Source organism: Agrobacterium sp. AGB01 (assembly GCF_014851585.1).
GTDB lineage: Bacteria > Pseudomonadota > Alphaproteobacteria > Rhizobiales > Rhizobiaceae > Agrobacterium.
In genome coordinates, this window is the sequence record NZ_JACVAB010000004.1 from 439,211 (window position 1) to 465,042 (window position 25,832).

Consider the following 25,832-nt stretch of genomic DNA (forward strand, 5'->3'; position numbering starts at 1 on the left):
CTCAATCCTGTTCCTGCTCGAGCAGGCGGTACATTTCGGTGTGATCGGCAGTTGGGCCAACCTCGCTTGCCTGCTCATGCCAGAGGTCGATACCGTTTCGTCCGAATGTCAGCGGATAATCAACCGATTGCGCCAAGGCACGGGCAATGCCCAGATCCTTGTCCATGAGATGCAGTGAAAAACCGGACCCGAAGGTGCCCGACAACATAAATTGTTTGACCTTGTTTTCAGACGTATTGCTCTTGCCGGATGAGGCGTTGAGCACATCCGTCATCGCCTCAGGCGAAATGCCAAAGCGCTGTGCAACATGCAGCGCCTCAACCGTCACCATCAGCCCGCACGCTGACACGAAGTTGTTGAGCGCCTTGGCCGCATGGCCAGACCCGGCCGGACCGATAAACAGAATGGAGCCGCCCATTGCTTCAAGCACCGGCATGGTCTCGGCTTTCACTGTTTCCTTGCCACCCACGAGAATGGCAAGTGTGCCCTCTCGGGCTCGCTTGACGCCACCGGAAACCGGAGCATCAAGATATTCCAGCCCCTGCGCTTCGAGCGTTGCCGCCAGATCACGCGACCGCACCGGCTCGGACGAGCTCATGTCGACGACCAGCGAGCCCTTGCGCAGCGCTGCTGCCCAACCATTTTCCAGAAGAACCGTTTCAACGATCTTGGAATTCGGCAGCATGGTGATCAGAACATCAACCTCACCCGCCACATCTTTCGTCAGTGGCGATACGGATAGGTCATCACAGATCGCGCTGACACGCGCCGGATCTGCGTCCGCCACCAGAATGCGAAATCCTGCCTTAACCAGGCATGCACACATCGGCGCGCCCATCATTCCCAATCCAATGAAGCCTATTGTTTTTCCGGCCATCTGATTGTCCAACCTCACCTGTTTTCATCGCGCTCCGGCCCAATGCCGGAAGTGGTATTAAAACCTGCCGTTAACGCAGGGCGGAAAAATCCGTTGGAGCAAGGAAACTGTTTTCCACCCGTGCAACGATCGGGCGTTCGCGTTCAGTTTCCGCACGCGCAGCGATCCAGTCAGAGTCGGCCTGAAACGCGTTCCAGCGCTCTTCACGTTCCGCCATGCTGTTCCATTTGAGAATGTAACCGAGCGTGTGATTGTCACTGCCGATAAGCGTCGTCCAGAAACCCACCTGTTCGATGCCATATTTGTCGAAGAAGCCGAGCGTATGGTTGCGGAAACGGTCGAGAAGAGCTGGCAGTCTGGTGGGGGCGCAGTAGTAGACACGCATTTCAAGGATCATCGGATTTTCCTCCCGGATCATCAATCAAGTTTACGTTACATTGCAGTAATACAATATGTCAATAATACAAAATTACCGATCAGATTGTTAATTTGTCGACATCCAGTTTGGCAACCATGCCTTCGGTCTGATTGCTGTAAGCCGGATATCGTTTGAGCACCTCCGGATCGTGCCCGGGAACAATCAGGCGCTTCTCACCGGCCAGCTGCATCAGCCGTCCGTAGCCGGCGATCGTCTCTGAAACGCTGTCGCAGGTCGGGAAAACTCGACCGGAATTCATATGAGCGTAATGGTGGGTCGCGTCAGAGGCGAGCACGACGGCGCCCCGCGCCGTGTTGACACGCACGCATTGCAGGCCGCGCGAATGGCCACCGATATGATGTACGGAAACGCCGGGAAAAAGCTGGTCGTCCCCATTTGCAAAAGCGACCTTGCCTGCGTAAACGCGGCGCACCATGCCCGTCACATCCTCGGCCTCATAGGGGTGGTTGAGCGTGTGGTGGCACATGCAGGGACCGGTCGCGTATTGCATCTCGCTTTCCTGCATATGGAAGCAGGCATTGGGGAACATGTCGTTGTTGCCGGCATGGTCGTAATGCATATGGGTAATGATGACATGCTGTACGCTGGCGCAATCCACACCCACGGCCGAAAGGGCCTGATTGACGGGAGTGGTCAGTTCGCGCGCTCGGCGATTGCCGCTGTCCGGATTAAAGCCGGTATCGACAATGATGGTGCGCTTGTCATTGCGGATCACCCACACAAAATAGTCGAGTGGCATCGGCCGGTCATGTTCATCACCACCGATGAAATTCTGCGAAGATTGCCGCCCGTTATGGGCATATTTCACGGCAAGAACTTCATATGTCTCGTCAGCCATTCCATCCTCTTTACGCTTGCAGCCGCGCGGCGCAGTATCCAGAGCCGGGGCGGGTTGAACCGCCCCGGTTATGACGTCATCACCCGGACACGATGTCCGGGCTAGCTTCATCATTTCGGCCAGATCGGCTTGGCAAGCGCCAGATCATCAGGGTAAACGGTAACCGGAATACCCTTCTGCCATTGGATGATCGTCAGGCTAGCACCTTCGCGATGACCCTTGTCGTCAAAGCTCAGCGTACCACCGGGGAAATATTTGGCCGGTCCGGCATTCAGCGTTCTCAACGCTTCGCCAAGAGCCGCACGGTCTCGGCTGCAGCTCTTGTCCAGTGCATCCTTGAACAACCAGATATCGCCATAGGTCGAGATGGCATTCTGCGTCATCCATGGCTCGCCATACTTTTCGTTCAGACGCTTGATCAGGTCTTCCTGACCTTTGGTGCCCCAGTTCGCCACCGCTGACATCACGCCTTCAAGCAAGTCGGCCTGCATGGTGTTGAGTACTTCCGGTTCGGCAATAGCAATACCAAAGGAAACCACAGGTGTGTTGACCCGGAACTCCTTCATCTTCTCAAGGATCAGCTTGCTGTCGGAGATAACCGTCGGCAGGAAAAACAGCAGATCCGGCTTTTGCTGCCGCACTTGCTGCACAAGCGAGGTCGCGTCCGCCAGCGGCGGCGTGAACACCTGTTCGAAGGACAGGTCAAGGCCAACATCCTTCAGAAGACCCTTCTTCATGCGATCAACAGAGGCGAGCGATGCAGCCGTGTTATCGGTGATGATTGCCACGGTCTTTGGACGTGTGCCGGTTTGCTGCTCGGCAAGATCAAGGATGATCGGCAATGCGATTTGTGCCTGCACACCCGCGGTCGCAGAAGTCTGGAAGATGTTCTTGAAACCGCGGCTGGTGATGAGGTCGGAATAAGACAAAGTCAGAAGCGGCAGATTGGCACGTTCCGTCACTTCGCTGACCGCAAGCGTGAACGAGCTCAGATAAGCGCCGGTCGCACCGACAAGGCCCGGAAAGTCCGCAACCATGCGCTGGGCAGAGTTGGTGGCTTTTTCAACGGAATCGCCTGAATCGATAGTTACAAGCTGTAGAGGCGCGCCGCCGAGGCAAGCGATGCCGCCGGCCTTATTGACGTCCTCGATTGCCATTTCAGCGCCCATTTTCATGACCTGACCCGGACGGGCATAAATGCCCGATGTCGGCGCGATCAAACCAATCTGGATTGGTTCTGCCGTCTGGGCCTGCGCCAAACCGGCATTCAGCACTGTTGATGCCAGTGCTGCTGTCAGAAAGAATTTTGCATTGCTTTTCATGTGTTCACTCCTCCACACATTATTGCTTTGTTACATTCCAAGATATGCCTGACGGACGCGGTCGTCGGCCTTCAACGCCTCTCCGTCTCCCTCGAGCACAATTCGCCCCGTTTCCAGAACGTATCCGCGATCTGCAAATTGCAGGGCCTCGGCGACCCGCTGCTCCACCAGCAGGATCGAAAGACCTATGTCACGCCTGATCTCCATCATCTTGTCGAACACAAGATCGGCGGTGGATGGAGCAAGTCCCATGGATGGCTCATCAAGCATCAAAAGCTTCGGAGATGATGCCAAACCGCGGCCTATGGCCAGCATCTGCTGCTGACCGCCCGACAATGTGCCAGCATACTGACCAGCACGCTCCTTCAGCACCGGGAACCAGGTGTATATGCGCTCAAGATTTTCTTTCCATTCGCGGCGGCCCTTTTCGGTCGCGGCACCCATTTCCAGGTTTTCAAGCACCGTCATCGACGGAAACACCTGCCGTCCCTCTGGCACATGGGCGATGCCCAGATGTGGTCGACTGGATGGCTCAAGGTTGGAAATATCCTGTCCCTCGCAGAGAATGCGACCACCGCGTAATGGAACGATCCCAGAAATTGCCTTGAACAACGTGGTCTTGCCCGCACCATTTGGACCGACAACCGAGATGAACTGGCCCTGGCCGATCGTGAGTGACACGCCGTGCAGAACCGCGATGGATGATGAATAGCCGGCGGTGATGTCTTCGATCTCAAGCATTTGCCACCCATTTCTTTCCAAGATAGGCCTCGATAACCCGTGAATCCCGGGTAACTTCCTGCGGCAGTCCTTCGGTAATGACCTGCCCGTGATCGAGCACAAGGAAGCGATCAACCAGCTGAACCATGGCATGCATCGTGTGCTCGATAATCACGACCGTGACACCTGACGCTGACAGCCGACGGATAACGGCAACCACTTCGACCGCCTCTTCCTTGCCAAGCCCTGCCAATGTCTCATCCAGCAACAGGATGTGTGGTTTTCCGGCCAAAGCGCGGGCAAGTTCCATCAGGCGCAGGTCCTTGGTCGAGAGACCCCCAGCAAGCTGGTGCGCGATATGCAACAATCCGACCTGACGAAGTGCATCGTCAGCAATGGTTTCTGCCTCTTCCTCGCTTTTTGCGGTGACGTAAGAGCCGACCTTCACGTTGTCACGCACACTCATGCGGGTGAACGGACGCATGATCTGGAACGTGCGGCCGACACCGGCCTGACACAGTTCATGCGGTTTGCGACGCGCCATGTTGACGCCGTCAACCATCACCTCGCCCTCGCTTGGCAACTGAAAGCCGTTGAGCAGATTGAACAGCGTGGTCTTGCCGGCACCGTTCGGGCCGATAATGCCGAGGATCATGCCCTTGTTGACCTGGAAGCTGACATTCTGCACGGCTTTCAGACCACCGAAGTTCTTCGACATATTGCGCACGTCGAGGACGATTTCGGGGTTGAGTCCACGGGTTTCCCGGGCAGGAAGCGGTGTGACATTGGCAGCCACCGGCTGATCGGCGATCACAGGTGACGTTTCTTCCTTGCGGCTACGCAAACGGTCACGAATTTTCCAGAACATGCCCTCCGGTGCCGCAGTGATCAGAACCACGATGGCAACACCGTAAACCACGCCCTGAATACCGGGCAGGAAGTTGCCGAGTTCCGCGTGCAGGACTTCGGCAATCGGGATCAGGAAGGACGCACCGATAATCGGTCCCCACAAGGTACCCGCACCACCGAACATCGTCACAGTCAGCGCCTGCGCAGAGACTAGCATGCCAAATACCGACTGCGGTGTGATGACGAGAATGACGACGGCATAGAGCGACCCGGCCATGGCGGCAATGGCACCGCTCAGCGCGATAGCTTTGAGTTTCCATCGCAAGGTATCGATACCTGCGGCTTCAGCGGCTGCCTCGTTCTGTTTGATGGCGATAAGCGCCATGCCGAAACGAGAGGCTTCGATTGCCCGCGACAGCACGACAACGGCGCAGAGGAAGACCATGGCAATCAGCGTGTAGACCCGACCATCCGTGAACTGCATGTAAGCGGCAGGATTGTCGTGGACCCGTGGAATGCTGACTTCAGGAAAACCAAGCCATTGGAAGACGTACATCAGTGCCAGCGGATAGGCGAGCATACTGAGCGCGAAGTAGTGGCCGCGCAGCTTGAAGGTTGGAAAACCAATCAGAACACCGGCAACCGCGCCGATGATACCCGACACAAAGAACATCAGCCAGGGCGACAGACCCCAGTAGATTTGTGCAAGCACGGTGGCAAAGGCGCCTATGCCGAAAAAGCTGGCATGGCCGAAGGACACAAGCCCGGTATAACCGCTGAAGATGTTCCAGCTCAGGCCAAAAATGGCCCAGATCAGCACCAGCGTCAAAATGAGCTGGTAGTAGGAATTGGTCACAAAGATCGCAAGCACCATGTAACCAAGCGCCAATGCGAAGAAGATCCTGATAGATTTGAGAACAGACATATTCATCAGGTTCTCTCCACGTTGCGGCCGAACAGGCCTTGGGGTCGCAGCATGACAACCAGCAGGAAGCACACGAAGATTGTCGCATTCTGCAACTGGGTGGGCAGGACGAGCGTCGAGAACTGCTGGATGAGACCAATCAGCATGCCGCCCCAGAAGGCACCGATGACGCTGCCGATGCCGCCGAGAACGACGCCCGCATACATGATGATGACGTATTCGAGACCGACGAACGGGCTGAACGGATAGTTGGTGGCAAGCAAACCCCCGGCCATCGCCGTAACCGCAGTACCAATGGCGAAGGCCACACGGTGCGACTTGTCGACATTGATGCCCATATAGGTCGCAGCTTCAGCATTGTCGGCCGCAGCACGCAGTGACTTGCCAAGGAAGGTGCGTTGTATCAGCAGCCACAGGCCGATGATGGCGACGGCCGAAAACAGCGCCGTCAGCACACGCGACTTGTTGAAGAACAGCAGGATCGGCATGCTTTCACCAAACGGTTCAAGTGCCCATGCATCGCTTGAAAGCGGTGTGCGGATCGACACGAGATCGGCACCAAACAGGATCATCGCGCCGTTCTGCAGGATAAGGGCAATACCAAGTGTCAGGATGAGCTGTGCGTAGTGGCCCTCGGCCTCCATGCCCACAGTCCGTGTTCCTGTCACCCGACGGATCATCAAACGGTGGATGATCCAGCCGAACAGGAACATCGCAGGCGCTGCTGCCATGACGGCAACATAGGCGCCAAGTTCAGCACCGAAAAAGGCCTGAATGCCAAAAGCGCCGAACGCGAAATAAGTCGCGTACATGCCGAGCATCATAAAATCGCCTTGGGCGAAGTTAATCACGCGCATGATGCCGAAGATCATAGCCAGACCCACGCACATCATCCCGTAAAGCGCACCAACCAGCACACCTGTAATCAGGAGCTGCAAGATGCTCTCAATCAATATCTGAAAGTCGCTCATACGGCTCTTTCTCCTCCTCCAGTTCGGCATAATTTTTCCAGCGCCGCTACAGCGCGTGCGCTGGCCCCGCTCTTCGTCAGGTTTTCAATGGCAAGCCCGATTTGCTGCGCCTGTTCTTTCCCCAGGCGAGTTGCCGCGGCATCGGCCAATCTCTGGCGAACCAGTTCTGGCGACGCTGAACGCACATCATCAAGGAGTTCAACGATCACCTCACCCCGCTTCGTCTCCACCCGGAGTTCCGCGCCCTGACGGGCCGGAAAGGCTCCATCCAGCCTATCGGAAACCGTGATGGTCGTGCGGTCGATCAGGTCGGTGATCGCTGCATCATTGAGCAGCGCATAATTGGCCTCAGCAATCTCGCCACGGGCAATCGTCGCGGCCATGCCAAAGAAAATACTCATCTTTGCCTGCAACGGCGTCTCGAATGGACCTCGATAGTTGCAGCCGGGATAATTCAGGGCAGCGTTGTAGGTCGACAGATGGATCTTCTCGACGCTATCGCCATCTCCCACCCGGTTGATGGCCGCCAAAGCCACCTGACAAGGTGACTGTGCAAAATTGCAGGCCGGCACTTCCTTGTTGAACACCGCCATGATTTCAAACGTGCCATTTGGATAAAGCGAGATGCGCTCAGTCGGTAGCGGAATGCCAAAGGCAGAAAACAGGCCGGCAACACCATCAAGCGCGCTGTCTGACCCTTTGGCACCGAGTGCGGCAAGTTTTACAGCGGTCAGTGCATTGCGAGCCGCAAAACCCGGGTGAAAATACATGTCGTCAGCGCCGCTATGCGGCCATTCGTTGAGACCACCAAAGGCATTTGCGGCAAGCGCCAGCGCGTTGAGTGTCTTTTCCTGATCGAGATCAAGCAGTATTGCGCCAGCCAGTGCGCCTGAAAGTGGGCCTATCAGGCCAGTGGGACGAAAGCGACGCGCCATATCTGGCGTTATCAGAGCCCGTCCGACCCGGCCACCGATTTCATAACCCGCAATGGCTGCTTCCAGTGGATCTGCCACAAGGTCAGGGTTTTCGGCAACGAGCGCCAGAACAACAGGCCAGACCACAACACCCATGTGGCTGATACTGCCGGCATGCATGTCTTCACGCACGAGGCCGTGGCCACGAACGCCATTGGCGAAGGCTGCATCCAATGCGCCAACAGTCGCGGCCTCACCAATCACCGCGCACGGGCCATTGCCGCCAGCCGCGACAGCCAGTGCCTGCCTGCTCCACGGTAGATCGGCAGCCTCGATTGCGCAGGAGATGAAGTCGGCAAGGCAGGTGGCTGCCTTTGCCCGGACCTCGTCCGGGAAGCCGCCTTCAGGTTTTGCCTGAGCGACAAGTTCGCGCAATAGCGCATTGCTTCTCATTGAACTCTCTCCCTCTTGGCCCTTGGTCAACCCGCCTGAACGCAGGCATGAGCAAGGCTTCGGGCGCCCGGAAAGGGACAGCCCGCCTCCATTCATGCAAATTGGCAAACGCGTCGCGGCCGCGCTTCAAGCGCCCGCGATTGACATTCCACAATCGATTTTCAGAGATACGCCGGTAATGCAGCGCGCATCATCCGAAGCCAGAAACACCACAGCATTGGCAACATCTTCCGCCTCAGGCAAACGGCCGAGCAGCGACTTCGCCTCCCGTTGCGCCCAGCCAGCATCCGTAATGACTGCGCTGGCTCCGGGCGTGCGCACCGAGCCGGGCGCAACAGCATTCACCCGCACACCCTTGGCGCCCAGTTCAGCAGCCTGTTGGCGCGTGAAAGCATCGATTGCGCCCTTGATCGTCGTGTAAACCGAGGTGCGGCCAACAGCCATCGAAACAGCAATGGATGAGAGGTTGATGATGCTGCCGTTTGTGCTCTTCTCGATGAACGGCGTCGCCGCCTGCGTTGCCCAGAGAAAACCCTTGATGCCAACATCCAGCATCCGGTGCACTTCATGTTCGGGAAATTCTGCCAGTGGCGAATAATGGAAAACAACGGCATTGTTGACGAGAATATCGAGACCGCCATCTGCGGCAAATGTACCAATCGCCTTATGAACGGCCTGACGGTCGCTGACATCGCAGGCTAGAGCGACAAGATCCACATCCGCATTTTCGGAGATCACAACGTCCAAACGTCCGGCATCATTGTCGAGGACGCCAACTGTGGCCCCAGCTTTCGCAAGACCCACTGCGATAGCAAGACCGATACCGTTCGCGCCTCCGGTGACAACAGCACGCAATCCCTCCACTGCCGGCATGCAAACCTCCCCTTTTGCGTTACCTAATCCTTAAAATGGGTAATATCACAAAATGACATTAATACAATCATAAAATTTACACCACTTGACCAACCCCGTCCCTCAGAGTGCACGGCAGGCGACTGTCTTCCCGTATTGGCAATATGATGAGGCAAAACCACCACCGCTTGCCCGGGCCTAAAATCGTGAAAAGCCTTATTTCGCACCGTCTTTCAGGCGATGCCATACAACGCATTATTAATAACAGATATATAATATACATACATTTGGAGCGATCCTCACCGATCACCGGCACCGAGGGTTGTCCGCTCCAAGTCACGGCAACTTCGAGGAGGAGTATTCCGTGACTTCACATGGGGAGCGTCATGATTTTCCGATCTGCCACAAGTCGCAATATTTTCTCTGTTGCAGCAGCTGGGGTGCTGACAACAGCGGCTGCGGCTGGAATTCTATTCTCGATCACCTACAGCGACATGCGAGAAGCCAGCATCACTCGCATGAAGCAGATCACGGAATCGGGTGCCGCCGGGATAGCCAAAGATATGAGCAACGCCGTTCAGGTGGCCAGTGGCATTCGCTCCAGCCTGACCGCGATGCAAACGGCACAAAAGGCCGATCGTACAACGGCTGATGCCATGTTGACCGCAACCCTTCGCGACAACCCCGCACTTCTGGCCACATGGACAGCTTGGGAGCCGAACGCTTTCGACGGCCATGACGGCGATAACACCGGGCAGACGGGGCATGATGCGACAGGACGTTACGTTCCTTACATGTCGCGTAGCGGCGACAAGATCGCACACGATCCACTTGTGGATTACACCGTACCTGGCGCTGGCGACTATTACCTTCTGGCCCGCGAAAGCCAGAAAACGGTTGTCATTGAACCCTATGAATACCCGGTTGATGGCAAGACCGTGTTGATCACATCCGTTGCCATGCCGATTATTGAAAATGGCAAATCTGTTGGCGTTGCAGGCATCGACATCTCGCTTGCCGCCGCCAACGAGACGATTTCAAAAATCCATCCGATGGACACCGGTTTTCTGGCGCTGGTAACTGCCAAGGGCAATATTATCAGCCACCCGGACAAGGCACTGGTCGGAAAATCCATATCCAATGCAGGCGATGCTGTTGCAGGTTGGACCAATATCATCGCCAATTCCGGCACCGAAGAGGAGATGACGGCGCCGGATGGCACCACCTATTTCTCGATTGCTGCTCCGGTCAAACTCACACCCGAGATGAATTGGTATGCAATTGCCTTTATCCCGAAAGACACGGTCTTTGCCGGTCTCTATAGCATGATGTGGAGTGCAGCCTTCATCACCGCCGGCGCGATTGCACTGCTTGGTCTTTCCGGTTGGCTGATTGCCCGTCGCTTCGTTGGCCGCATTGCCAATGTGATCGGTGAAACCAACGAAATTGCCAGCGGCAATCTGAATGTCGATCTTCGTGACCGTGAAAAACAGGACGAGATTGGTGACCTGTCACGTTCTCTTGAAATCTTGCTTCAGAACAACCGCCGCCGTGTGGAACTTGAAGCGGAAGCCGAGGCAGGACGCGCAGCGCAAGAGGCAGAACGTCTTGAACGTGAGCGGATCAATTCCGCGCAGGAAGAAGAAGTCCGATTTGCTGTAACCCGACTGGCTGGTGGACTGGAGCGGCTGTCTGAAGGTGACATGACCGTGCGCCTTGAAGAATCCTTCTGCCAGGCGCTCGACGGAATTCGCGGCAACTTCAACCATTCCGTGGAGAAATTGCAGGCGGCAATGTTGTCGTTCCGCGACAACGCCTCAACAATCCAATCCGGTTCGGAAGAAATTCGCAACGCCGCCGACAATCTTGCCCGCCGCACCGAACAGCAGGCCGCATCGGTTGAACAGACAGCTGCAGCATTGGAGCAGATCACCACATCGGTGAGAGATTCGACTGCCCGCGCTGAAGAAGCTGGCAACCTCGTCACCCGCACGCGGCTTGGGGCTGAGAAATCCGGCGATGTGATGCGCGAAGCCGTCAATGCGATGAGTGAGATCGAAAACTCGTCGCAATCCATCTCCAACATCATCAGCGTCATTGATGAAATCGCCTTCCAGACTAACCTGCTCGCCCTCAACGCCGGCGTTGAGGCCGCCCGTGCCGGTGAGGCAGGTAAGGGTTTTGCCGTAGTCGCTCAGGAAGTTCGTGAACTTGCCCAACGCTCGGCGCAGGCCGCAAAGGAAATCAAGAGCCTGATTTCCTCATCCGGGGATCATGTAAAACGCGGTGTCTCATTGGTTGGACAGACCGGCACAGCGCTTCAGGCGATCGTCGTGGAAGTGCAGCAGATCAACCAGAATGTCCTGGCGATTGTGCAATCCGCGCGCGAACAATCAACTGGTCTGCAAGAGATCAATGCTGCGGTGAACCAGATGGATCAGTCCACCCAGCAGAACGCGGCAATGGTCGAGGAATCCAACGCCGCCTCCCATACGTTGGTAACGGAGGTCTCTGCCCTCTCCAACCGCCTTGGCCAGTTCCGGCTGACCCAAACGCACACTGTTTCTCCGATGCAGTATCGGGGCGCAGCGTAAGTCTTTCTACCAACTATCCATGCCCACCAATCCGGCCGTGTCCTGCACGGCCGGAATTTTTATGGCCGCTGACAGGACCAACAGTTATCTTGTTGTTGCGCGACCACTGACGACATTCGTCGCTTTACTTTGCCGGTGAATTCCTCGAAAAATGCCGCATGCCGTTCAGGTTCATTCATACAGCCGACCTTCATCTTGATTCTCCACTCCGCTCTCTGGCATTGCGAAACAGCGATCTTGCCGAGTTGATTGGTGACGCCACCCGACAAGCTTTTGCAGCCATCGTCGATCTGTGTATCGATGAGCAGGTCAACGCGCTGGTTATTGCCGGCGATCTCTATGACGGTGACCAGACCTCGATGAAAACTGCGCGTTTTCTGGCAAGCCAGATGCGTCGGCTGCATGAAGCAGCCATCGCGACCTTTGTCATCCGTGGCAACCACGATGCGCTGTCACGCATCACCCAGGAATTGATCATGCCGCCTTCCGTCACCGTATTTGGCGGACGGCCTCAGACCATTGATTTTGCCCATGGGGACCTCACGCTCGCCATTCATGGCCTGAGCTTTGCCAAACCGCATGCGCCGGAAAGCCTTCTCGAAAAATATCATCGCCCCACACCGGACGCGGTCAATATCGGCATCATGCATACAAGTTTGGCCGGAGCGCCCGGTCATGACCTTTACGCGCCATGCAAGGTGTCAGACCTGCACGACTGGAATTTCGACTATTGGGCTCTTGGACACGTCCATGCCCGCACACAGCATAAGGGTGAGCGCACCGTCATCATGCCGGGCATGCCGCAGGGCCGCGACATCAATGAAAACGGCGAAAAGACCGTCACCCTCGTGACAGTCAACGATGACCGCAGCCTTACCATCGAAGAGCGCGCAACCAGCATCGCACAGTTTGAACGCATCCCGGTCGATCTGTCTTCTGCCGCAACCTGGCGTGAAACCGCAGATCTGATTGAGGCGGCCATGGGCAACGCCCGGGACCAAGCAAATTCGACGCATCTGGTTGGACGCCTGCGACTGACAGGGGCCACACCGCTGTCCTTTCAGCTGCGTCGTGATCGGGACCTGCTATTGGCAGAAACCGAACAACGTGCCGAAAGCCTCGGACGGACCTGGATTGAGAAGATCGAAGTGGCGACGATAGCCCCAACAAGTGTCGCGAGTGGAGATACCGCCGCCGATCCGGTGCTCGAGCTTGGCGAGTTGATGCGTAACGACATCATCAAACAGCATGGCATTCGTGAAGCAGTAAGGGATTTGGTCAAGGAATTGCGCGATGATCTGCCACCGGAGGCACGAGCATTCAGTGGTGATAATGAAGCGGCATTTGAAACCTTGATTGACCAGCTTCTCGCGGAAGGCAGTGATGACATCCTCGCCCGGTTAAAACCGGAAGCATCGGAGATCAACTGATGCGTCTGCGCAGGCTCGATCTCACTCGTTATGGAAAATTTACCGATTATTCGATCGACTTTGGCGAGCACAAAGTCGGCACGCCGGACCTGCACATTATCTACGGCCTGAACGAGGCAGGAAAATCGACCTCCCTGAATGCCTATCTCGATCTGCTGTTTGGCATCGAAGAACGCACGCGATACGGTTTCCTGCATCAAGGCAAGGCGATGGAAATTGGTGCCTGCCTCGAATTCGACGGTCAGGCCCATGAATTCAAACGTATCAAGCAGCGCAACAACTCACTGTTGAACGAACAGGGCCAACCGCTCAATGAGGGGGCGCTCAGTGTTCCGCTTGCCGGTCTGAGCCGTGATGCTTATCGCATGATGTTTTCACTCGACGACCAGACGCTGGAAGATGGCGGCAACGCCATTCTGGAAAGCAAGGGCGATCTGGGCGAATTGCTGTTTTCGGCAAGTGCCGGCCTGGCAGGTGTCAGCTCCATTCTTGAAGCGGCCACCAGTGAAGCCGATGGGATTTTCCGCAAGCGCGCAAGCTCGACAAAAATTGCCAGCCTCAAGCGACAGATTGCAGACCTTAAATCGCAGCGCGACGAAATCGATACGCAGGCTTCTGCCTATCGGGCCCTGACGGCGGAACTGGAACAGGCCGAGGCGGCCTATGACGCCGTGATGAAGGACATTAGTGCCGCAAAAACACGGCAGGATGAGATTGCACGCGTTCTGCGCACCCATCCACTTGTGGGTGAATACAGCCGCGGCAAAGAGCAGCTTTCGAACTATGATGATTTGCCAAGGCCACCAGACGAATGGGCAACGGCACTCCCCAATCTTGTTGTCGAAGAGGCGCGCTTTCAGACACGGTTGGCCGGCCTTGACCAACGCGAACAAACACATCGCTCCGAATTGACCCAACTGGTTACCGATGAGCATCTATTGGCCACTGCCGAGCGGATCGATCAACTGGCCGATGCTGCAGCACGTTATGCCACGGCAGAGGAGGATTTGCCGAAAAGAAAAGAGGCATTGTCGCAGGCAACCCGCAAGCTCGACATGATCCTGGCATCCTTGGGGCAGACCGACGTTAAGGACCCAAAAGTACTGCTGATACAGGCGGCTACGATAGGAATGCTACGCGATCTGATCAGCGAAAAATCAGGTATTGATGTTGCTCTGCTTGCTGCTGAAAAAGAACACGTCGCGGCACAACAAGCTCTGGAGAACGAGCAACGCGCCCGTAAAACTCTGGATGTCGCCGACGTTGCGCTCAACGCCAGCCGATTGGCACAGCTTCAATCGACGCTGAACCGAGTGCGAAACGGTAATTTGTCTGCGGAATTGCGTCTTGCGGAACGCAGTCTGACCACCAAACGTCAGGCTTTCGACGATGCCGTCGCCAGACTTTTCCCATGGTCGGGTGATGGAGATGCCCTCAGACGCATATTCTTACCTTCCGCTGATCGCCGTGAGACATGGAAATTGCGGCTTTCCGCGATCGAGCAACGTCGCGCCCAGATCATCGAACGGCAAAGAGAGCTTACGACCCGCCAGGACGAGGAAACCGCGAGGATTGCAGCCTTGCGCGCGTCAGCCAGCATTCTGGATGATGAACAGACTAAGCTCACCCTTACCGAACGGGATGAAATCTGGAAGCAGCATCTGGCCGCACTTGATCAGGAAACCGCCGCACTTTTTGAAAAACAGATGCGAAAAACCGACGAGGTTGTCACCGCCCGTCTCGACAAAGCCAAGGAGTTGGAAGAACTGCGGTCTCTGACGGCAGCACTCGCTGTAACCACGGCCAATAATGAGCGGCAGCGTCAATTGCTTGTGGAAACGGATGGCGACCTGGCGACGCTGCGCCGCGAAATCCAATCTGAGATGCCCTCTGAAATCGAACTTCCACTAGACGCCTCCCTTGCGAGTTGGCTGACGAAAACAAGCCAATTGGCAGAGGGCCACACCGCCGGATTGGCCGCCTGGGACGATTTACGCCAGACCTTGCAGAGCGTCGAACAGGCAAGAGCCGCACTTGCAACGGAACAGGACGGCCTTGCGAAGGCCTTAAGTGCCAGTGGCGTTGAGGTGGATGCACTTGATCTCGCCGCCATGACACAGGCGGCGGAGAACCTGCTCGCCGACCACACGGCATTGCAAGCCAAACGAATGGCTGCCGACAAACGCATCGCGGAACTCGAAACGGCTGTTTCTCAGCGCAAGACAACACGTGATGAAGCCGCGAAAGCCTCTGAGGAGTGGCAGCGCGGCTGGTCAAATACGCTCATGACGACGTGGTTTGAAGACAGGCAACACAGCATTGGCGCGGTCAGAGAACTTCTTGACGTTGTCGTTGCCCTGCCGGAAGCCTTGCGTGAACAGGCCGACCTGCACCACCGCATCGTATCGATGGAGGCCAACCAGAAATCCTTTGTCGATACTGTCGCGCAAATCTATGAGGTTCTCGGCGACACATGTGACGACGGCGATCCCCTCGCCGCAGCCAGAACCTTGATCACGCGTCTTGACGAAGCCAGACACGTCGCGACGAAACGGCAGGAACGGGATCAGTCCCTCGCTGGTCTGGCGCTTGAGCGTGAGAAGCTGGACAGCGAGATCGCACTTCACGCCGCACATAAAACCCAGATGACCGAGTTTTTTGGAGTCGAGACACTGGCAGAGGTGCGGCAGGCATTGGACCAGTCGGGCAACAGAGACAAATTGGTCGCCCAGTTGCACAAGCTGGAACAGCAGATTTTCAGCGAGATGCAGATGCCGTCGCTGGATATTGCCATGGACAGTGCATCCGATGTCGATTTGAGCGAATTACAGCGCGAGCAAGCCGAACTTGTGGCACGCATTGACGCTTTCGATGAACGCTCAAAGACCCTGTTTGCCAACAAGGCACGTGCGGCCGAGCGCCTGTCGGCGATTGGTGGCGATGATGCCGTCGCACGTCTTGAAGCCCAGCGCCGCACATTGCTGTTGGAGGTCGAAGACCTTGCGCTGCGTTATCTGCGGCTGCGCAGCGGCAATCTGATCGCCGAACATGGCATTCGTGCCTATCGCGACAAACATCGCAGCGCGATGATGAACCGGGCATCAGAGGCGTTTCGCCTTATCACACGCGGAGAATATAACGGCCTTGCAACGCGACCAGACAAAGACAAGGAAGTCCTGATCGGCCTGCCGCGAAACGGCGGCTCCAAGGTTGCCGTAGAAATGTCCAAGGGAACGCAATTTCAGCTGTATCTGGCACTGCGTCTGGCCGGATATGAAGAATTCGCCATGGCTCGCCCGTCCGTGCCGTTTATCGCCGACGACATTATGGAGACCTTCGACGAACCGCGCTCAGAAGAGGTATTCCGGCTATTCGGGCGGATGGCTGAGGTCGGACAGGTCATCTACCTGACCCACCACCGGCATTTGTGCGACATCGCGACCGAAAAACTCCCCTTCGCAAAGGTTCATGAAATTTCCTCTGTATCGGGCTGATCAATCGCTCCAGCACATGCAATCGTTGCACAAGAACAAAAACGCGTGCTGCCAAAACAAATCTGCCTTGATGCAACACGCGTTTCTTAGGGAATCCCGCTTGCTTAGACTACCAGAGCGAGGTGTGGCGGTTCACATCCTTGTAGAGCAGGTACCGGAAGCGGCCCGGTCCACCGGCATAACACGCTTGCGGGCAGAAAGAGCGCAGCCACATGAAGTCACCGGCCTCGACCTCGACCCAGTCCTGATTGAGGCGGTAAACGGCTTTGCCTTCAAGCACATAAAGACCGTGTTCCATGACATGAGTTTCCATGAATGGAATGGTCGCGCCGGGTTCAAAGGTCACGATGTTGAGGTGCATGTCATAACGCACATCATCGGGATCGATGAAACGGGTTGTTGCCCAGCGGCCATCCGTTCCGGGCATGGCCGAGAGTGATCGCTCATCTTCATGCGCGAAAATCGCTGGCGGAAGTTCCAGTCCTTCAACTTCCTGGAAGACCTTGCGAACCCAGTGAAACTTAACAGCCTCAGTGCCGGGATTGTGCAATTTCCACGATGAACTCGCAGGGATATAGGCAAACGAGCCGGTCCGAAGCGTATGTTCCACGCCATCGTGCTCGATCACCATGCCACCCTCGACGACAAAGATTGCCGCCTGTGCACGTTTGTCAGGCTCCGGGCGATCACTACCGCCACCTGGCTGCACTTCCATTATATATTGCGAAAAGGTTTCGGAAAAACCCGTCAGTGGTCTGGAGAGAATCCAGGCGCGCGTCGCTTTCCAGTGCGGCAGCACGCTGGTGACGATGTCAGTGAGCACACTACGCGGAATAACGGCATAGGCGGTCGTAAAAACAGCCTTGCTCGACAGAAGTTCTGTCTGGCCCGGCAAGCCGCCAAACTGTGAGTGATATCGTTTCGTATCCATGGTTCATCTCCGCGGCGCACAATTGTGCATCTTCATTAGAAGCAGCACGAGTTTTAAGCAAACAACAAGTGGCGTCAGATTGCCACAACTCTTTCCAATTGCAACCCAAACAATTGTAAAATAACATGAAACTATATTTTCATATAAACTGGCATGAAAACTGCTTCTCATAAAACGACTGGACAGAGGTTCAGCATAAACAACAAGAGGGAAACAGCATGATGCAAATTGCGAGGCAGATACAGACCAAACCAACCATTCTGCGCGGATTGAAAAACTCCATGCTGGTCGGCGCCACTGCTTTGGCCCTGATCACCACAAATGCAGGCATTTCGCTGGCCGCTGGCACTTTGCGTATTGGCATGACCGCCTCGGACATTCCACTGACCACAGGGCAAACCGATCAGGGCGGCGAAGGTCAGCGTTTCATGGGTTACACCGTTTATGACTCGCTTGTTGAATGGGATCTGTCGAGCGCCGACAAACCATCGGTCCTCACCCCCGGCCTCGCACTGTCCTGGAATGTTGATCCGGCTGACAACTCAAAATGGATATTCAAGCTGCGTGAAAACGTCAAATTCCACGATGGCAGCACATTTGATGCCGAGGCTGTAGTCTGGAACCTCGACAAATTGCTGAAGACCGACGCACCGCAGTTCGATCAACGGCAGTCCGCACAGGGAAAGTCACGTATTCCCGCGGTTGCAAGCTACCGGGTCATCGACCCGACTACCGTCGAGATCACTACCAAAACACCTGATGCGACCTTGCCTTACCAGTTGAGCTGGATTCTGCTGTCGTCTCCTGCGAACTGGGAAGCTCAGGGCAAAAGCTGGGAGGCGGTAGCGCAAAAACCGTCCGGCACCGGCCCATGGAAACTTGAAAATGGCTTTACGCCACGTGAGCGGGCCGAGCTGACGCCAAACACCGAATACTGGGACAAAAACCGCGTTCCAAAGCTCGATAAACTCGTCCTGATCCCGTTGCCAGAAGCCAACACCCGCATCGCAGCCCTTCGCTCTGGTGAAGTGGACTGGATCGAGGCGCCGGCACCGGATTCCGCCCAGTCGGTCAAGGATGCCGGTTTCAACATTGTCACGAATGCCTATCCGCATAACTGGACCTGGCACCTTTCGCGTGTCGAAGGTTCACCTTGGAACGACATCAGGGTCCGCAAGGCCGCAAACCTCGCCGTTGATCGTGACGGCCTGAACGAGTTGCTGGGTGGTTTTTCCGTGCCAGCCCAGGGATATCTGCCTCCTGGCCACCAGTGGTTCGGCAAGCCGGATTTCAAACTGGAATATAATGTCGAGGCCGCCGCCAAGCTGATGGAAGAAGCCGGTTACGGCCCCGACAAACGCTTGAAGACCAAGGTTATCATTTCCTCGTCCGGTTCCGGCCAGATGCTCCCATTGGCGATGAACGAATATATTCAGCAGACGCTGGCCGAAATCGGCATCGACGTCGAATACGAAGTGGCAGACTGGAACACCGTCATCAACATCTGGCGTGCAGGGGCAAAGGATGCCAGCTCGAAGGGCGGCACCGCAGTCAACTACAGCTACTTCATCCAGGATCCGTTCAGCGCGATGATCCGTCAGTCACAGTGCAATCTCGCCCCGCCAACCGGCACCAACTGGGGATTCTATTGTGATCCGGAAATGGATGCCCTGTTCGACAAGGTACGCAATGCCTTTGACCCGGCAGAACAGGACAAGGTCCTGCAGCAGGTTCACGAAAAATACGTCAACGATGCCCTGTTCCTGATGGTCACCCATGACGTTAACACACGCGCCATGTCCGCCAAGGTCAAAGGCTTCGTGCAGGCACAGAACTGGTTCCAAGATTTTTCGCAGATCACCATCGAACCCTGATCCATCGCAATGAAAAGGATATGCCGGATACCCGGCATATCCCAGCTGCCCGATCCAACCCATTTCCAAGCGAGGACCAATGCTGGCGTATGGTTTGAAACGACTTCTGCATGTCATACCGGTCGCCATAGGCGTCAGTATCGTATGCTTCCTGCTGATCCACATTGCCCCGGGCGATCCGCTCGCCGCCGTATTGCCTTCCGATGCCTCGGCTGAACTCCAGGCACAGATGCGTAGCTTCTACGGCCTCGACCAGCCTTTACCCATACAATATCTGATGTGGATGTGGCGCGCCCTGCAAGGTGATCTTGGCATGTCGATTGCGACAGGTCGTCCGGTCCTCGGCGAGATCGTCTCCGCTTCGATTAATTCCATCATTCTGGCTGTGGCTGCAACGCTCATCGGCTTCACGCTGGGAACCGTTCTTGGTTTTATGGCAGGTGTGTTTCGTGGCACATGGATTGACCGCGTTGCATCGGCCATTTCCATGCTCGGCGTCAGCATTCCGCATTACTGGCTGGGCATGGTGCTGGTCATCATCTTTTCGGTGACGCTCGGCTGGCTTCCCGCCATGGGCGGCGGACCCGGTGGTTCGGACGGTCGCACCATTGGCTGGGATTATATCCGCTACTTGATCCTGCCAGCCGTCACCATGTCGGTGATACCGATGGGCATTATCGCCCGGACGATCCGCTCACTGGTTGCCGATATTTTGGCGCAGGATTTCACGCAGGCGCTGGCCGCCAAGGGGTTGATGACCCGGCAGGTTCTGCGGCACGTGGTGCGCAACGTCGCGCCGACAGCTATTTCTGTCATGGGCCTACAACTTGGTTATCTGCTCGGTGGCTCGATCATTATCGAAACCGTGTTCTCCTACCCCGGCACGGGTTTCCTGCTGAATGGCGCCATTTTTACTCGCGACCTGCCGGTGCTGCAGGGCACGATACTGGTGCTTGCGATCTTCTTCGTCCTCGTCAATCTGATCGTCGATGTGCTGCAAAGCGCTATCGATCCGCGCATTCAAAGGAGCTGAGGCATGGCCGTCATTACCGCAGATCCCCTTACCGACGCTCCGCGCGTCATCCGCTCTCCCGGTTTCTGGCATGGCGTCGTCCAACGCATCTGTCGCGATCCGGTGGCATTGATAGCGCTTTCCATCATCGTGCTGCTCGTCGCTGTCACCATTTTTGCACCCTACCTGGCACCTCACGACCCGACCAAAGCCAATGTCATTCGTCGGCTGCGGCCAATCGGAACACCCGGCCATTGGCTGGGCACCGATGAGCTTGGCCGCGACATGCTCTCTCGGTTGATCTACGGCACACGACTATCGCTGATCATGGGCGTTATCCCGGTCCCGATCGCATTTGTCATCGGTTCAACAATCGGCATCATCGCCGGTTATGCTGGCGGCCTCACCAACACGCTGATCATGCGCACCGTTGATGTCTTTTATGCCTTTCCTTCAGTGCTGCTGGCTGTTGCACTGTCGGGTGCGCTCGGGTCCGGCCTTGCCAATGCCATGGTCTCGCTGACAGTTGTCTTTATACCCCAGATCGCTCGTATCGCAGAAAGTGTGACAACACAGGTCAGAGGGCTGGATTATGTCGATGCAGCCCGCGCCTCCGGCGCGCGTGCGCCAACTATCATCAGCGTGCATATTCTGGGCAATGTCCTCGGCCCGATCTTCGTTTTTGCCACCAGCCTGATTTCAGTATCCATGATCCTCGCATCCGGCCTTTCATTCCTCGGTCTCGGTGCCCGCCCACCGGATGCCGAATGGGGACTGATGCTCAACACATTGCGCACTGCGATCTACGTCAATCCACTGGTCGCAGCGCTGCCGGGAGTGATGATTTTCATCACATCGATCAGCTTTAATCTTTTCTCTGACGGGCTGCGCTCAGCCATGGATGTGAAGTCATGATAGACCTTGCACATGATAAGGAAGATCCGCGTGATCGCGGTGGACCGGCGCAGCCTCTGATTTCGGCGCGTCGGTTATTGAAGCACTTTCCGGTCAAATCACGCGGGCTTTTTCAACCGAAAAAAGTCGTGCGCGCCGTTGATGGTGTCGATTTCGACATTCTCAAGGGCGAAACCCTTGGCGTGGTGGGCGAAAGCGGATGCGGCAAATCCACCACGGCACGGTTGTTGATGCAGTTGATCAAGCCCGACCAAGGCGAACTGCTGTTTGACGGTGAAACGGTTGGTGGCACCCTGCCACTGACGGACTATCGCCGCCAGGTCCAGATGGTGTTTCAGGACAGTTACGCGTCACTAAATCCGCGCCTCACCATGGAGGAATCCATAGCGTTCGGTCCTCGAGTTCACGGCGTACCGATCAACAAGGCCCTGGCGCGTGCCCATGACCTGCTACACCGCGTCGGACTTGAGCCCAGCCGTTTTGCAGGACGGTATCCGCATGAATTGTCAGGCGGTCAGCGCCAGCGTGTCAACATTGCCCGCGCCCTAGCTCTGGAACCGCGTCTGGTCATTCTCGATGAAGCCGTGTCCGCGCTGGATAAATCAGTCGAAGCGCAGGTCCTCAATCTTCTGCTCGATCTGAAACGTGATTTCGGCCTGACCTACCTGTTCATCTCCCACGACCTGAACGTCGTACGCTTCATGTGCGACAGGGTCATGGTCATGTATCTGGGTAAGGTTGCTGAAATCGGCAGCCGCGACGCGATTTTCGACAATACCAGACACCCTTATTCTGCCGCCCTTTTGGCATCCATGCCCAAGATGGACCCCGCAGAACGAACAATGGAGACACCACTGGCGGGTGATCCGCCAAACCCGATCGACCCACCGTCAGGCTGTCGTTTTCATACACGCTGCTCCCTCGCTGAAGAGATCTGCAGTAAATCCGTTCCGCCGCTCGCAAATGTATCTGCGCAACAACAGGCCGCCTGCCTCATGTCCCTTTCGGGATCGGGACACAGCAAGGCCCACGCCATGATGGAGGCATGAGATGGTTAGTCCGATGATCGATATCAGCAATCTCTCGGTGACGTTCAATCGCGGTCGCCGGCCGGTGAAAGCGGTGAGCGGCGTCAGTCTTTCGGTGCAATCCGGCGAAGTCGTCGCACTGCTGGGTGAATCCGGCTCTGGCAAAAGCGTAACGATGCGGTCGCTTTTGCGGCTACATCCTAAAGGCACAACCATGGAAGGCTCTATGGTCGTCGGCGGCCGTGACATCACCTGCCTTTCAAAACGGGAGTTGGGCAATTTTCGTGGCGCGGTCGTTTCCATGGTGTTTCAGGAACCCCGCCTGGCTCTGGACCCGGTCTACACACTTGGTCACCAGATAGAGGAAACCATCATGCGCCACGAGCGAGTTTCCAGAAAGGAGGCTGCAGAGCGTGCGCTCGCCCTGTTTCAGAAGGTAAAAATCCCTTCGCCTGAACGCCGCCTGCAAAACTATCCGCATGAAATGTCGGGCGGAATGTTACAACGATCAATGATTGCCATGGCGCTGGCCTGCAATCCGAAGGTTCTTCTGGCCGATGAGCCAACCACCGCGCTGGATGCAACCGTGCAGATACAGATCCTGCTGCTGATCCGCGAGTTGCAGAAGGAATATGGACTGTCGGTCATTTTCGTGACCCATGATATCGGCGTTGCCGCAGAGGTCGCAGACCGGATCGCCGTCATGTATGCGGGTCGCATTGTTGAAGAAGGCACCGTCAGCGAGATTATCAAGAACCCTCGACATCCCTATACCAAGGGGCTGCTTGGCGCACGCGTTGAGCTTGCCCATGGCCGCGACCGCCTGATCACCATTCCCGGATCACCGCCGGACCTCGCTAATATGCCACCCGGCTGCTCCTTTGCACCACGCTGCTCGCAGGCGGTGCAAAGCTGCCATTCGACGGTGCCCAGTTTGGTTGGCACTGACGCCAACGGGCAGGTTGCCTGCCTTCAATACACCTAGCGTTTGCCTTATCGTGTTCCAAAAATAAAAATGAACAAGGGAGGTGGGCGTCCCTGTACCGGGCGCCCCTAATGACATGACACATATAACCCTCATCAACCCCAATACATCAAAGCACACGACGGCAATGATGACGGAGATTGCCCGTGGCCAGTTACCACCTGGTGTGACGATTGATGGCGTCACCGCAGAGCGTGGTGTGCCGATGATCATCAATGATCGGCAACTTGCCGCATCCGTCGCCGGCGTGGTGGAAATGGGGCTCGCCGCGGCCTCCCACTCGGACGGCATAATCATCAGTGCCTTTGGTGATCCCGGTATCGACCAGTTGCGGCCATTGGTCGATATTCCCGTGGTTGGCATTTGCGAAGCGGGCATGCTGGAAGCGTCGAAGGGCGGACGCCGCTTTGGTATTGCCACCGTTACACCTGATCTGGTGGCGAGTTTTTCCAGCAAGGCAACCGGTCTTGGCCTTGGCCATCTTTACACTGGCACCCGTCTGACTCCTGAAGACCCGCTTGAACTTGCGTCCAATGCCACCGCCCTTGAAGACGCACTGGCGATAACCGTGCAGCAGTCTCTCGAGCTGGATGGCGCTGAGGCCGTAATTATTGGCGGCGGCCCCTTGGGTCAGGCGGCTGTCGGGCTTGCCCCTCGCTTCAAGATACCGGTTATTGCACCGATCAGTACTGCCGTTGAACAGTTGTTACGTCACATGGCAGACAGATCGGGCAACATGTGCGAGGCATGCTCGTGAGAGCCCCCTCCCACCGCCATTCATCATCCAGAAGCATTTTGGTTGCTAATACCGCCACGCCTGTCAAAACTGCGACAGCAGATAATCTGGTGGAGTTAGGTGTGCCGAAAGAAAAGTCGTTTCTGTTTCGCGTAAGACAGGCGCTTCCCGACCTTCACCCCGCAGAACGCCGGCTTGGTGAGTTTGTTTGCGATTTTCCCGGAGAATTGGCCAGCTATTCTGCACAGGAGCTTGCGGCGTTGGCCCATGTCTCGAAAGCTACTGTTTCGCGTTTTGTGCAGCGGTTAGGCTACGACAATTACGAGGAAGCCCGCCGGCATGCACGCACCGAAAAACAGACGGGATCGCGGCTGTTTTTGACAACTTCGACGGATGCATCATCCACCCAGTCGGTCAAAGCACATGTGGCTCAAGGCATCGTCAACATCGAGGCAACATTTCTGTCGATCACCGACCATCAGATCGATGATATTGCCGAGGCAACATTGGCGGCAAGAAAGGTCTGGGTCATCGGCTTTCGCAGCAGCCAGCCGTTCGCAGCCTATATGCAGTGGCAACTGACTCAGGTGATCGAAAACATCGTCGCCATCCCGGGGCCCGGACAAACGCTGGGAGAGCATCTCGTCAGTTTCCGACCCGATGACGTGGTCATTCTGTTTGGTCTTCGCCGTCGTGTCGCAACCATGGACACGCTGCTGGAACAAATTGCAAAATCAAAGGCAAAGCTCGTCTACATCACTGATGAAGGCGCTCCGCTGCTGACCACGGCAGCCTGGCATCTTCACTGCCAGACGTTAGCGCCCGGTCCCTTGTTCAACCACACATCGGTCCTCGCGCTTTGCCACTTACTGATTACCAGATGCCTGGAAAAAGCAGATATCACAGGCCGCGCCAGACTGCGCAGCATCGAGGCATTGAACGACAGTCTGGACGAGCTTTAACCGGACAGCACTTCAGCAAGTCCGCCCGGTATCATTTCGATGGCTAGGCCGAGCGGTCGATCATCTTGATCCATTCGGCGGCACGCCGTGCCGCATTCGCAAGCACCGGCTTTGGTGCCTTGTACCACTCATCTTCCGGCAACTCGCGGCGCGCGCGCACATGGTCGATTGCCGCTTCCAGTGTCGGAAACTCATCCGGTAGAGTCAGGTGTAGAAACAGCGAAACCACGGCAACCGAACGGGATCGGCCACCGCGGCAGTTTACCAGCACGCTGCCACGTTCCCGACGGGGATAAGAGGGTTTGTCTGGAAGTATCTGCTCCAACGCCGCCCGGAAGATATAATGAGCCGCCACCATCTGCGTGTCCGGATTGCCATCGCCATCGATTAAGCCAATCTTGTAATAACGGATTTCGCCCGGCCCATAGACGCTGCCTTCGTGGTCCGACACGACCTGCGGCTGACGGACATAGTTGAAGTCGAGATTTACAGCGCAATTGACGACGGTGGTAATACCGTTGCGACGCAAAAGATCGAGATCGCTTGCACCTTCCTTGCCCGAAATAAACAGATCGATCCCGTAGGTCGGGTGACGTTCATAGATCATGCTGAGTTTCGGCAGTTCACGGCTTTCCGGTATCTGCGGTTTTCTGGTTTCAACGTGCTGCATATTGTCCTCCGCAAATGACGGCTTTCCTTTTTCGCTTTAAC

21 protein-coding genes are annotated in these 25,832 nt (G+C 56.2%); 10 read left to right on the forward strand and 11 right to left on the reverse strand.

Translation table 11 applies throughout. The annotated features are described in order from the left end of the window. Position 1 precedes the first annotated feature (1 nt). The 9 genes from IB237_RS16810 to IB237_RS16850 all read right to left on the reverse strand — a co-directional run bounded on the left by IB237_RS16810 (position 2) and on the right by IB237_RS16850 (position 9,181). Positions 2–877: an NAD(P)-dependent oxidoreductase gene (locus tag IB237_RS16810; protein ID WP_192489826.1), complete on the reverse strand. Its 876-nt coding sequence runs from the start codon at positions 875–877 to the stop codon at positions 2–4. 70 nt (positions 878–947) lie between these two features. After that, a complete protein-coding gene (locus IB237_RS16815; RefSeq protein WP_192489827.1) occupies positions 948–1,274 on the reverse strand; it encodes an NIPSNAP family protein in 327 nt (108 codons plus the stop codon). Positions 1,275–1,353: 79 nt separating this feature from the next. Beyond that, positions 1,354–2,154 (reverse strand): N-acyl homoserine lactonase family protein, encoded by an 801-nt coding sequence (locus IB237_RS16820; protein WP_192489828.1) that lies wholly within the window; start codon positions 2,152–2,154, stop codon positions 1,354–1,356. A gap of 110 nt (positions 2,155–2,264) precedes the next feature. After that, positions 2,265–3,476 (reverse strand): ABC transporter substrate-binding protein, encoded by a 1,212-nt coding sequence (locus IB237_RS16825; RefSeq protein WP_192489829.1) that lies wholly within the window; start codon positions 3,474–3,476, stop codon positions 2,265–2,267. A gap of 30 nt (positions 3,477–3,506) precedes the next feature. Beyond that, a complete protein-coding gene (locus tag IB237_RS16830; RefSeq protein WP_192489830.1) occupies positions 3,507–4,217 on the reverse strand; it encodes an ABC transporter ATP-binding protein in 711 nt (236 codons plus the stop codon). Further along, positions 4,210–5,976, reverse strand: coding sequence for an ATP-binding cassette domain-containing protein (locus IB237_RS16835; RefSeq protein WP_246787997.1), 1,767 nt, complete (start codon positions 5,974–5,976; stop codon positions 4,210–4,212). The genes IB237_RS16830 and IB237_RS16835 overlap by 8 nt, the downstream gene beginning before the upstream one ends. Beyond that, on the reverse strand, positions 5,976–6,941 hold the full coding sequence (locus IB237_RS16840) for a branched-chain amino acid ABC transporter permease (protein ID WP_192489831.1): 966 nt from the start codon (positions 6,939–6,941) through the stop codon (positions 5,976–5,978). Before IB237_RS16840 ends, IB237_RS16835 begins: the two co-directional genes overlap by 1 nt. After that, the gene (locus IB237_RS16845) at positions 6,938–8,308 is read right to left on the reverse strand and encodes an MmgE/PrpD family protein (RefSeq protein WP_192489832.1); all 1,371 of its coding nucleotides are present in this window, start codon (positions 8,306–8,308) and stop codon (positions 6,938–6,940) included. Before IB237_RS16845 ends, IB237_RS16840 begins: the two co-directional genes overlap by 4 nt. Before the next feature lie 126 nt (positions 8,309–8,434). Continuing rightward, on the reverse strand, positions 8,435–9,181 hold the full coding sequence (locus IB237_RS16850; RefSeq protein WP_192489833.1) for an SDR family NAD(P)-dependent oxidoreductase: 747 nt from the start codon (positions 9,179–9,181) through the stop codon (positions 8,435–8,437). A 365-nt stretch (positions 9,182–9,546) separates the two neighbouring features. On the opposite strand from IB237_RS16850, the gene IB237_RS16855 reads away from it, so the two are divergent. The 3 genes from IB237_RS16855 to IB237_RS16865 all read left to right on the forward strand — a co-directional run bounded on the left by IB237_RS16855 (position 9,547) and on the right by IB237_RS16865 (position 16,678). Beyond that, positions 9,547–11,754, forward strand: a complete 2,208-nt coding sequence (locus tag IB237_RS16855; protein ID WP_192489834.1) for a methyl-accepting chemotaxis protein — start codon at positions 9,547–9,549, stop codon at positions 11,752–11,754. A gap of 158 nt (positions 11,755–11,912) precedes the next feature. Beyond that, the gene (locus IB237_RS16860; protein WP_192489835.1) at positions 11,913–13,184 is read left to right on the forward strand and encodes a DNA repair exonuclease; all 1,272 of its coding nucleotides are present in this window, start codon (positions 11,913–11,915) and stop codon (positions 13,182–13,184) included. Then, complete coding sequence (locus IB237_RS16865; protein WP_192489836.1) at positions 13,184–16,678, forward strand: AAA family ATPase; 3,495 nt, start codon at positions 13,184–13,186, stop codon at positions 16,676–16,678. The genes IB237_RS16860 and IB237_RS16865 overlap by 1 nt, the downstream gene beginning before the upstream one ends. A 109-nt stretch (positions 16,679–16,787) precedes the next feature. Here the strand turns inward: IB237_RS16865 and IB237_RS16870 are convergent, their stop codons facing one another. Then, positions 16,788–17,609 (reverse strand): bifunctional allantoicase/(S)-ureidoglycine aminohydrolase, encoded by an 822-nt coding sequence (locus tag IB237_RS16870; RefSeq protein ID WP_192489837.1) that lies wholly within the window; start codon positions 17,607–17,609, stop codon positions 16,788–16,790. Positions 17,610–17,890: 281 nt separating this feature from the next. Between IB237_RS16870 and IB237_RS16875 the strand changes: the two genes are divergently transcribed. The 7 genes from IB237_RS16875 to IB237_RS16905 all read left to right on the forward strand — a co-directional run bounded on the left by IB237_RS16875 (position 17,891) and on the right by IB237_RS16905 (position 25,121). Beyond that, entirely contained in the window at positions 17,891–19,483 is a 1,593-nt protein-coding gene (locus IB237_RS16875; RefSeq protein WP_192489930.1) for an ABC transporter substrate-binding protein, read from the forward strand. Between the two features lie 79 nt (positions 19,484–19,562). Then, positions 19,563–20,516, forward strand: a complete 954-nt coding sequence (locus IB237_RS16880) for an ABC transporter permease (RefSeq protein ID WP_192489838.1) — start codon at positions 19,563–19,565, stop codon at positions 20,514–20,516. Positions 20,517–20,519: 3 nt separating this feature from the next. Then, the gene (locus tag IB237_RS16885) at positions 20,520–21,410 is read left to right on the forward strand and encodes an ABC transporter permease (RefSeq protein WP_192489839.1); all 891 of its coding nucleotides are present in this window, start codon (positions 20,520–20,522) and stop codon (positions 21,408–21,410) included. Next, positions 21,407–22,459, forward strand: coding sequence for an ABC transporter ATP-binding protein (locus IB237_RS16890; protein WP_192489840.1), 1,053 nt, complete (start codon positions 21,407–21,409; stop codon positions 22,457–22,459). The genes IB237_RS16885 and IB237_RS16890 overlap by 4 nt, the downstream gene beginning before the upstream one ends. A 1-nt stretch (position 22,460) precedes the next feature. After that, the gene (locus tag IB237_RS16895; protein WP_192489841.1) at positions 22,461–23,423 is read left to right on the forward strand and encodes an ABC transporter ATP-binding protein; all 963 of its coding nucleotides are present in this window, start codon (positions 22,461–22,463) and stop codon (positions 23,421–23,423) included. Between the two features lie 76 nt (positions 23,424–23,499). Then, positions 23,500–24,180 (forward strand): aspartate/glutamate racemase family protein, encoded by a 681-nt coding sequence (locus tag IB237_RS16900; protein WP_192489842.1) that lies wholly within the window; start codon positions 23,500–23,502, stop codon positions 24,178–24,180. 101 nt (positions 24,181–24,281) lie between these two features. Continuing rightward, positions 24,282–25,121 carry a MurR/RpiR family transcriptional regulator gene (locus IB237_RS16905; RefSeq protein WP_371815340.1) on the forward strand — a complete coding sequence of 280 codons (840 nt, stop codon included), beginning with the start codon at positions 24,282–24,284 and terminating at the stop codon, positions 25,119–25,121. Between the two features lie 43 nt (positions 25,122–25,164). On the opposite strand, the gene IB237_RS16910 is transcribed toward IB237_RS16905, so the two are convergent. Further along, positions 25,165–25,791, reverse strand: coding sequence for a dual specificity protein phosphatase (locus tag IB237_RS16910; protein ID WP_192489844.1), 627 nt, complete (start codon positions 25,789–25,791; stop codon positions 25,165–25,167). Positions 25,792–25,832: the final 41 nt, after the last annotated feature.

Bases quoted from the DNA above. Each gene is read 5' to 3' on its own strand.
- IB237_RS16810 (WP_192489826.1), bottom strand. From the start codon at position 877: ATGGCCGGAAAAACAATAGGCTTCATTGGATTGGGAATGATGGGCGCG.
- IB237_RS16815 (WP_192489827.1), bottom strand. From the start codon at position 1,274: ATGATCCTTGAAATGCGTGTCTACTACTGCGCCCCCACCAGACTGCCA.
- IB237_RS16820 (WP_192489828.1), bottom strand. From the start codon at position 2,154: ATGGCTGACGAGACATATGAAGTTCTTGCCGTGAAATATGCCCATAAC.
- IB237_RS16825 (WP_192489829.1), bottom strand. From the start codon at position 3,476: ATGAAAAGCAATGCAAAATTCTTTCTGACAGCAGCACTGGCATCAACA.
- IB237_RS16830 (WP_192489830.1), bottom strand. From the start codon at position 4,217: ATGCTTGAGATCGAAGACATCACCGCCGGCTATTCATCATCCATCGCG.
- IB237_RS16835 (WP_246787997.1), bottom strand. From the start codon at position 5,976: ATGAATATGTCTGTTCTCAAATCTATCAGGATCTTCTTCGCATTGGCG.
- IB237_RS16840 (WP_192489831.1), bottom strand. From the start codon at position 6,941: ATGAGCGACTTTCAGATATTGATTGAGAGCATCTTGCAGCTCCTGATT.
- IB237_RS16845 (WP_192489832.1), bottom strand. From the start codon at position 8,308: ATGAGAAGCAATGCGCTATTGCGCGAACTTGTCGCTCAGGCAAAACCT.
- IB237_RS16850 (WP_192489833.1), bottom strand. From the start codon at position 9,181: ATGCCGGCAGTGGAGGGATTGCGTGCTGTTGTCACCGGAGGCGCGAAC.
- IB237_RS16855 (WP_192489834.1), top strand. From the start codon at position 9,547: ATGATTTTCCGATCTGCCACAAGTCGCAATATTTTCTCTGTTGCAGCA.
- IB237_RS16860 (WP_192489835.1), top strand. From the start codon at position 11,913: ATGCCGTTCAGGTTCATTCATACAGCCGACCTTCATCTTGATTCTCCA.
- IB237_RS16865 (WP_192489836.1), top strand. From the start codon at position 13,184: ATGCGTCTGCGCAGGCTCGATCTCACTCGTTATGGAAAATTTACCGAT.
- IB237_RS16870 (WP_192489837.1), bottom strand. From the start codon at position 17,609: ATGGATACGAAACGATATCACTCACAGTTTGGCGGCTTGCCGGGCCAG.
- IB237_RS16875 (WP_192489930.1), top strand. From the start codon at position 17,891: ATGCTGGTCGGCGCCACTGCTTTGGCCCTGATCACCACAAATGCAGGC.
- IB237_RS16880 (WP_192489838.1), top strand. From the start codon at position 19,563: ATGCTGGCGTATGGTTTGAAACGACTTCTGCATGTCATACCGGTCGCC.
- IB237_RS16885 (WP_192489839.1), top strand. From the start codon at position 20,520: ATGGCCGTCATTACCGCAGATCCCCTTACCGACGCTCCGCGCGTCATC.
- IB237_RS16890 (WP_192489840.1), top strand. From the start codon at position 21,407: ATGATAGACCTTGCACATGATAAGGAAGATCCGCGTGATCGCGGTGGA.
- IB237_RS16895 (WP_192489841.1), top strand. From the start codon at position 22,461: ATGGTTAGTCCGATGATCGATATCAGCAATCTCTCGGTGACGTTCAAT.
- IB237_RS16900 (WP_192489842.1), top strand. From the start codon at position 23,500: ATGACACATATAACCCTCATCAACCCCAATACATCAAAGCACACGACG.
- IB237_RS16910 (WP_192489844.1), bottom strand. From the start codon at position 25,791: ATGCAGCACGTTGAAACCAGAAAACCGCAGATACCGGAAAGCCGTGAA.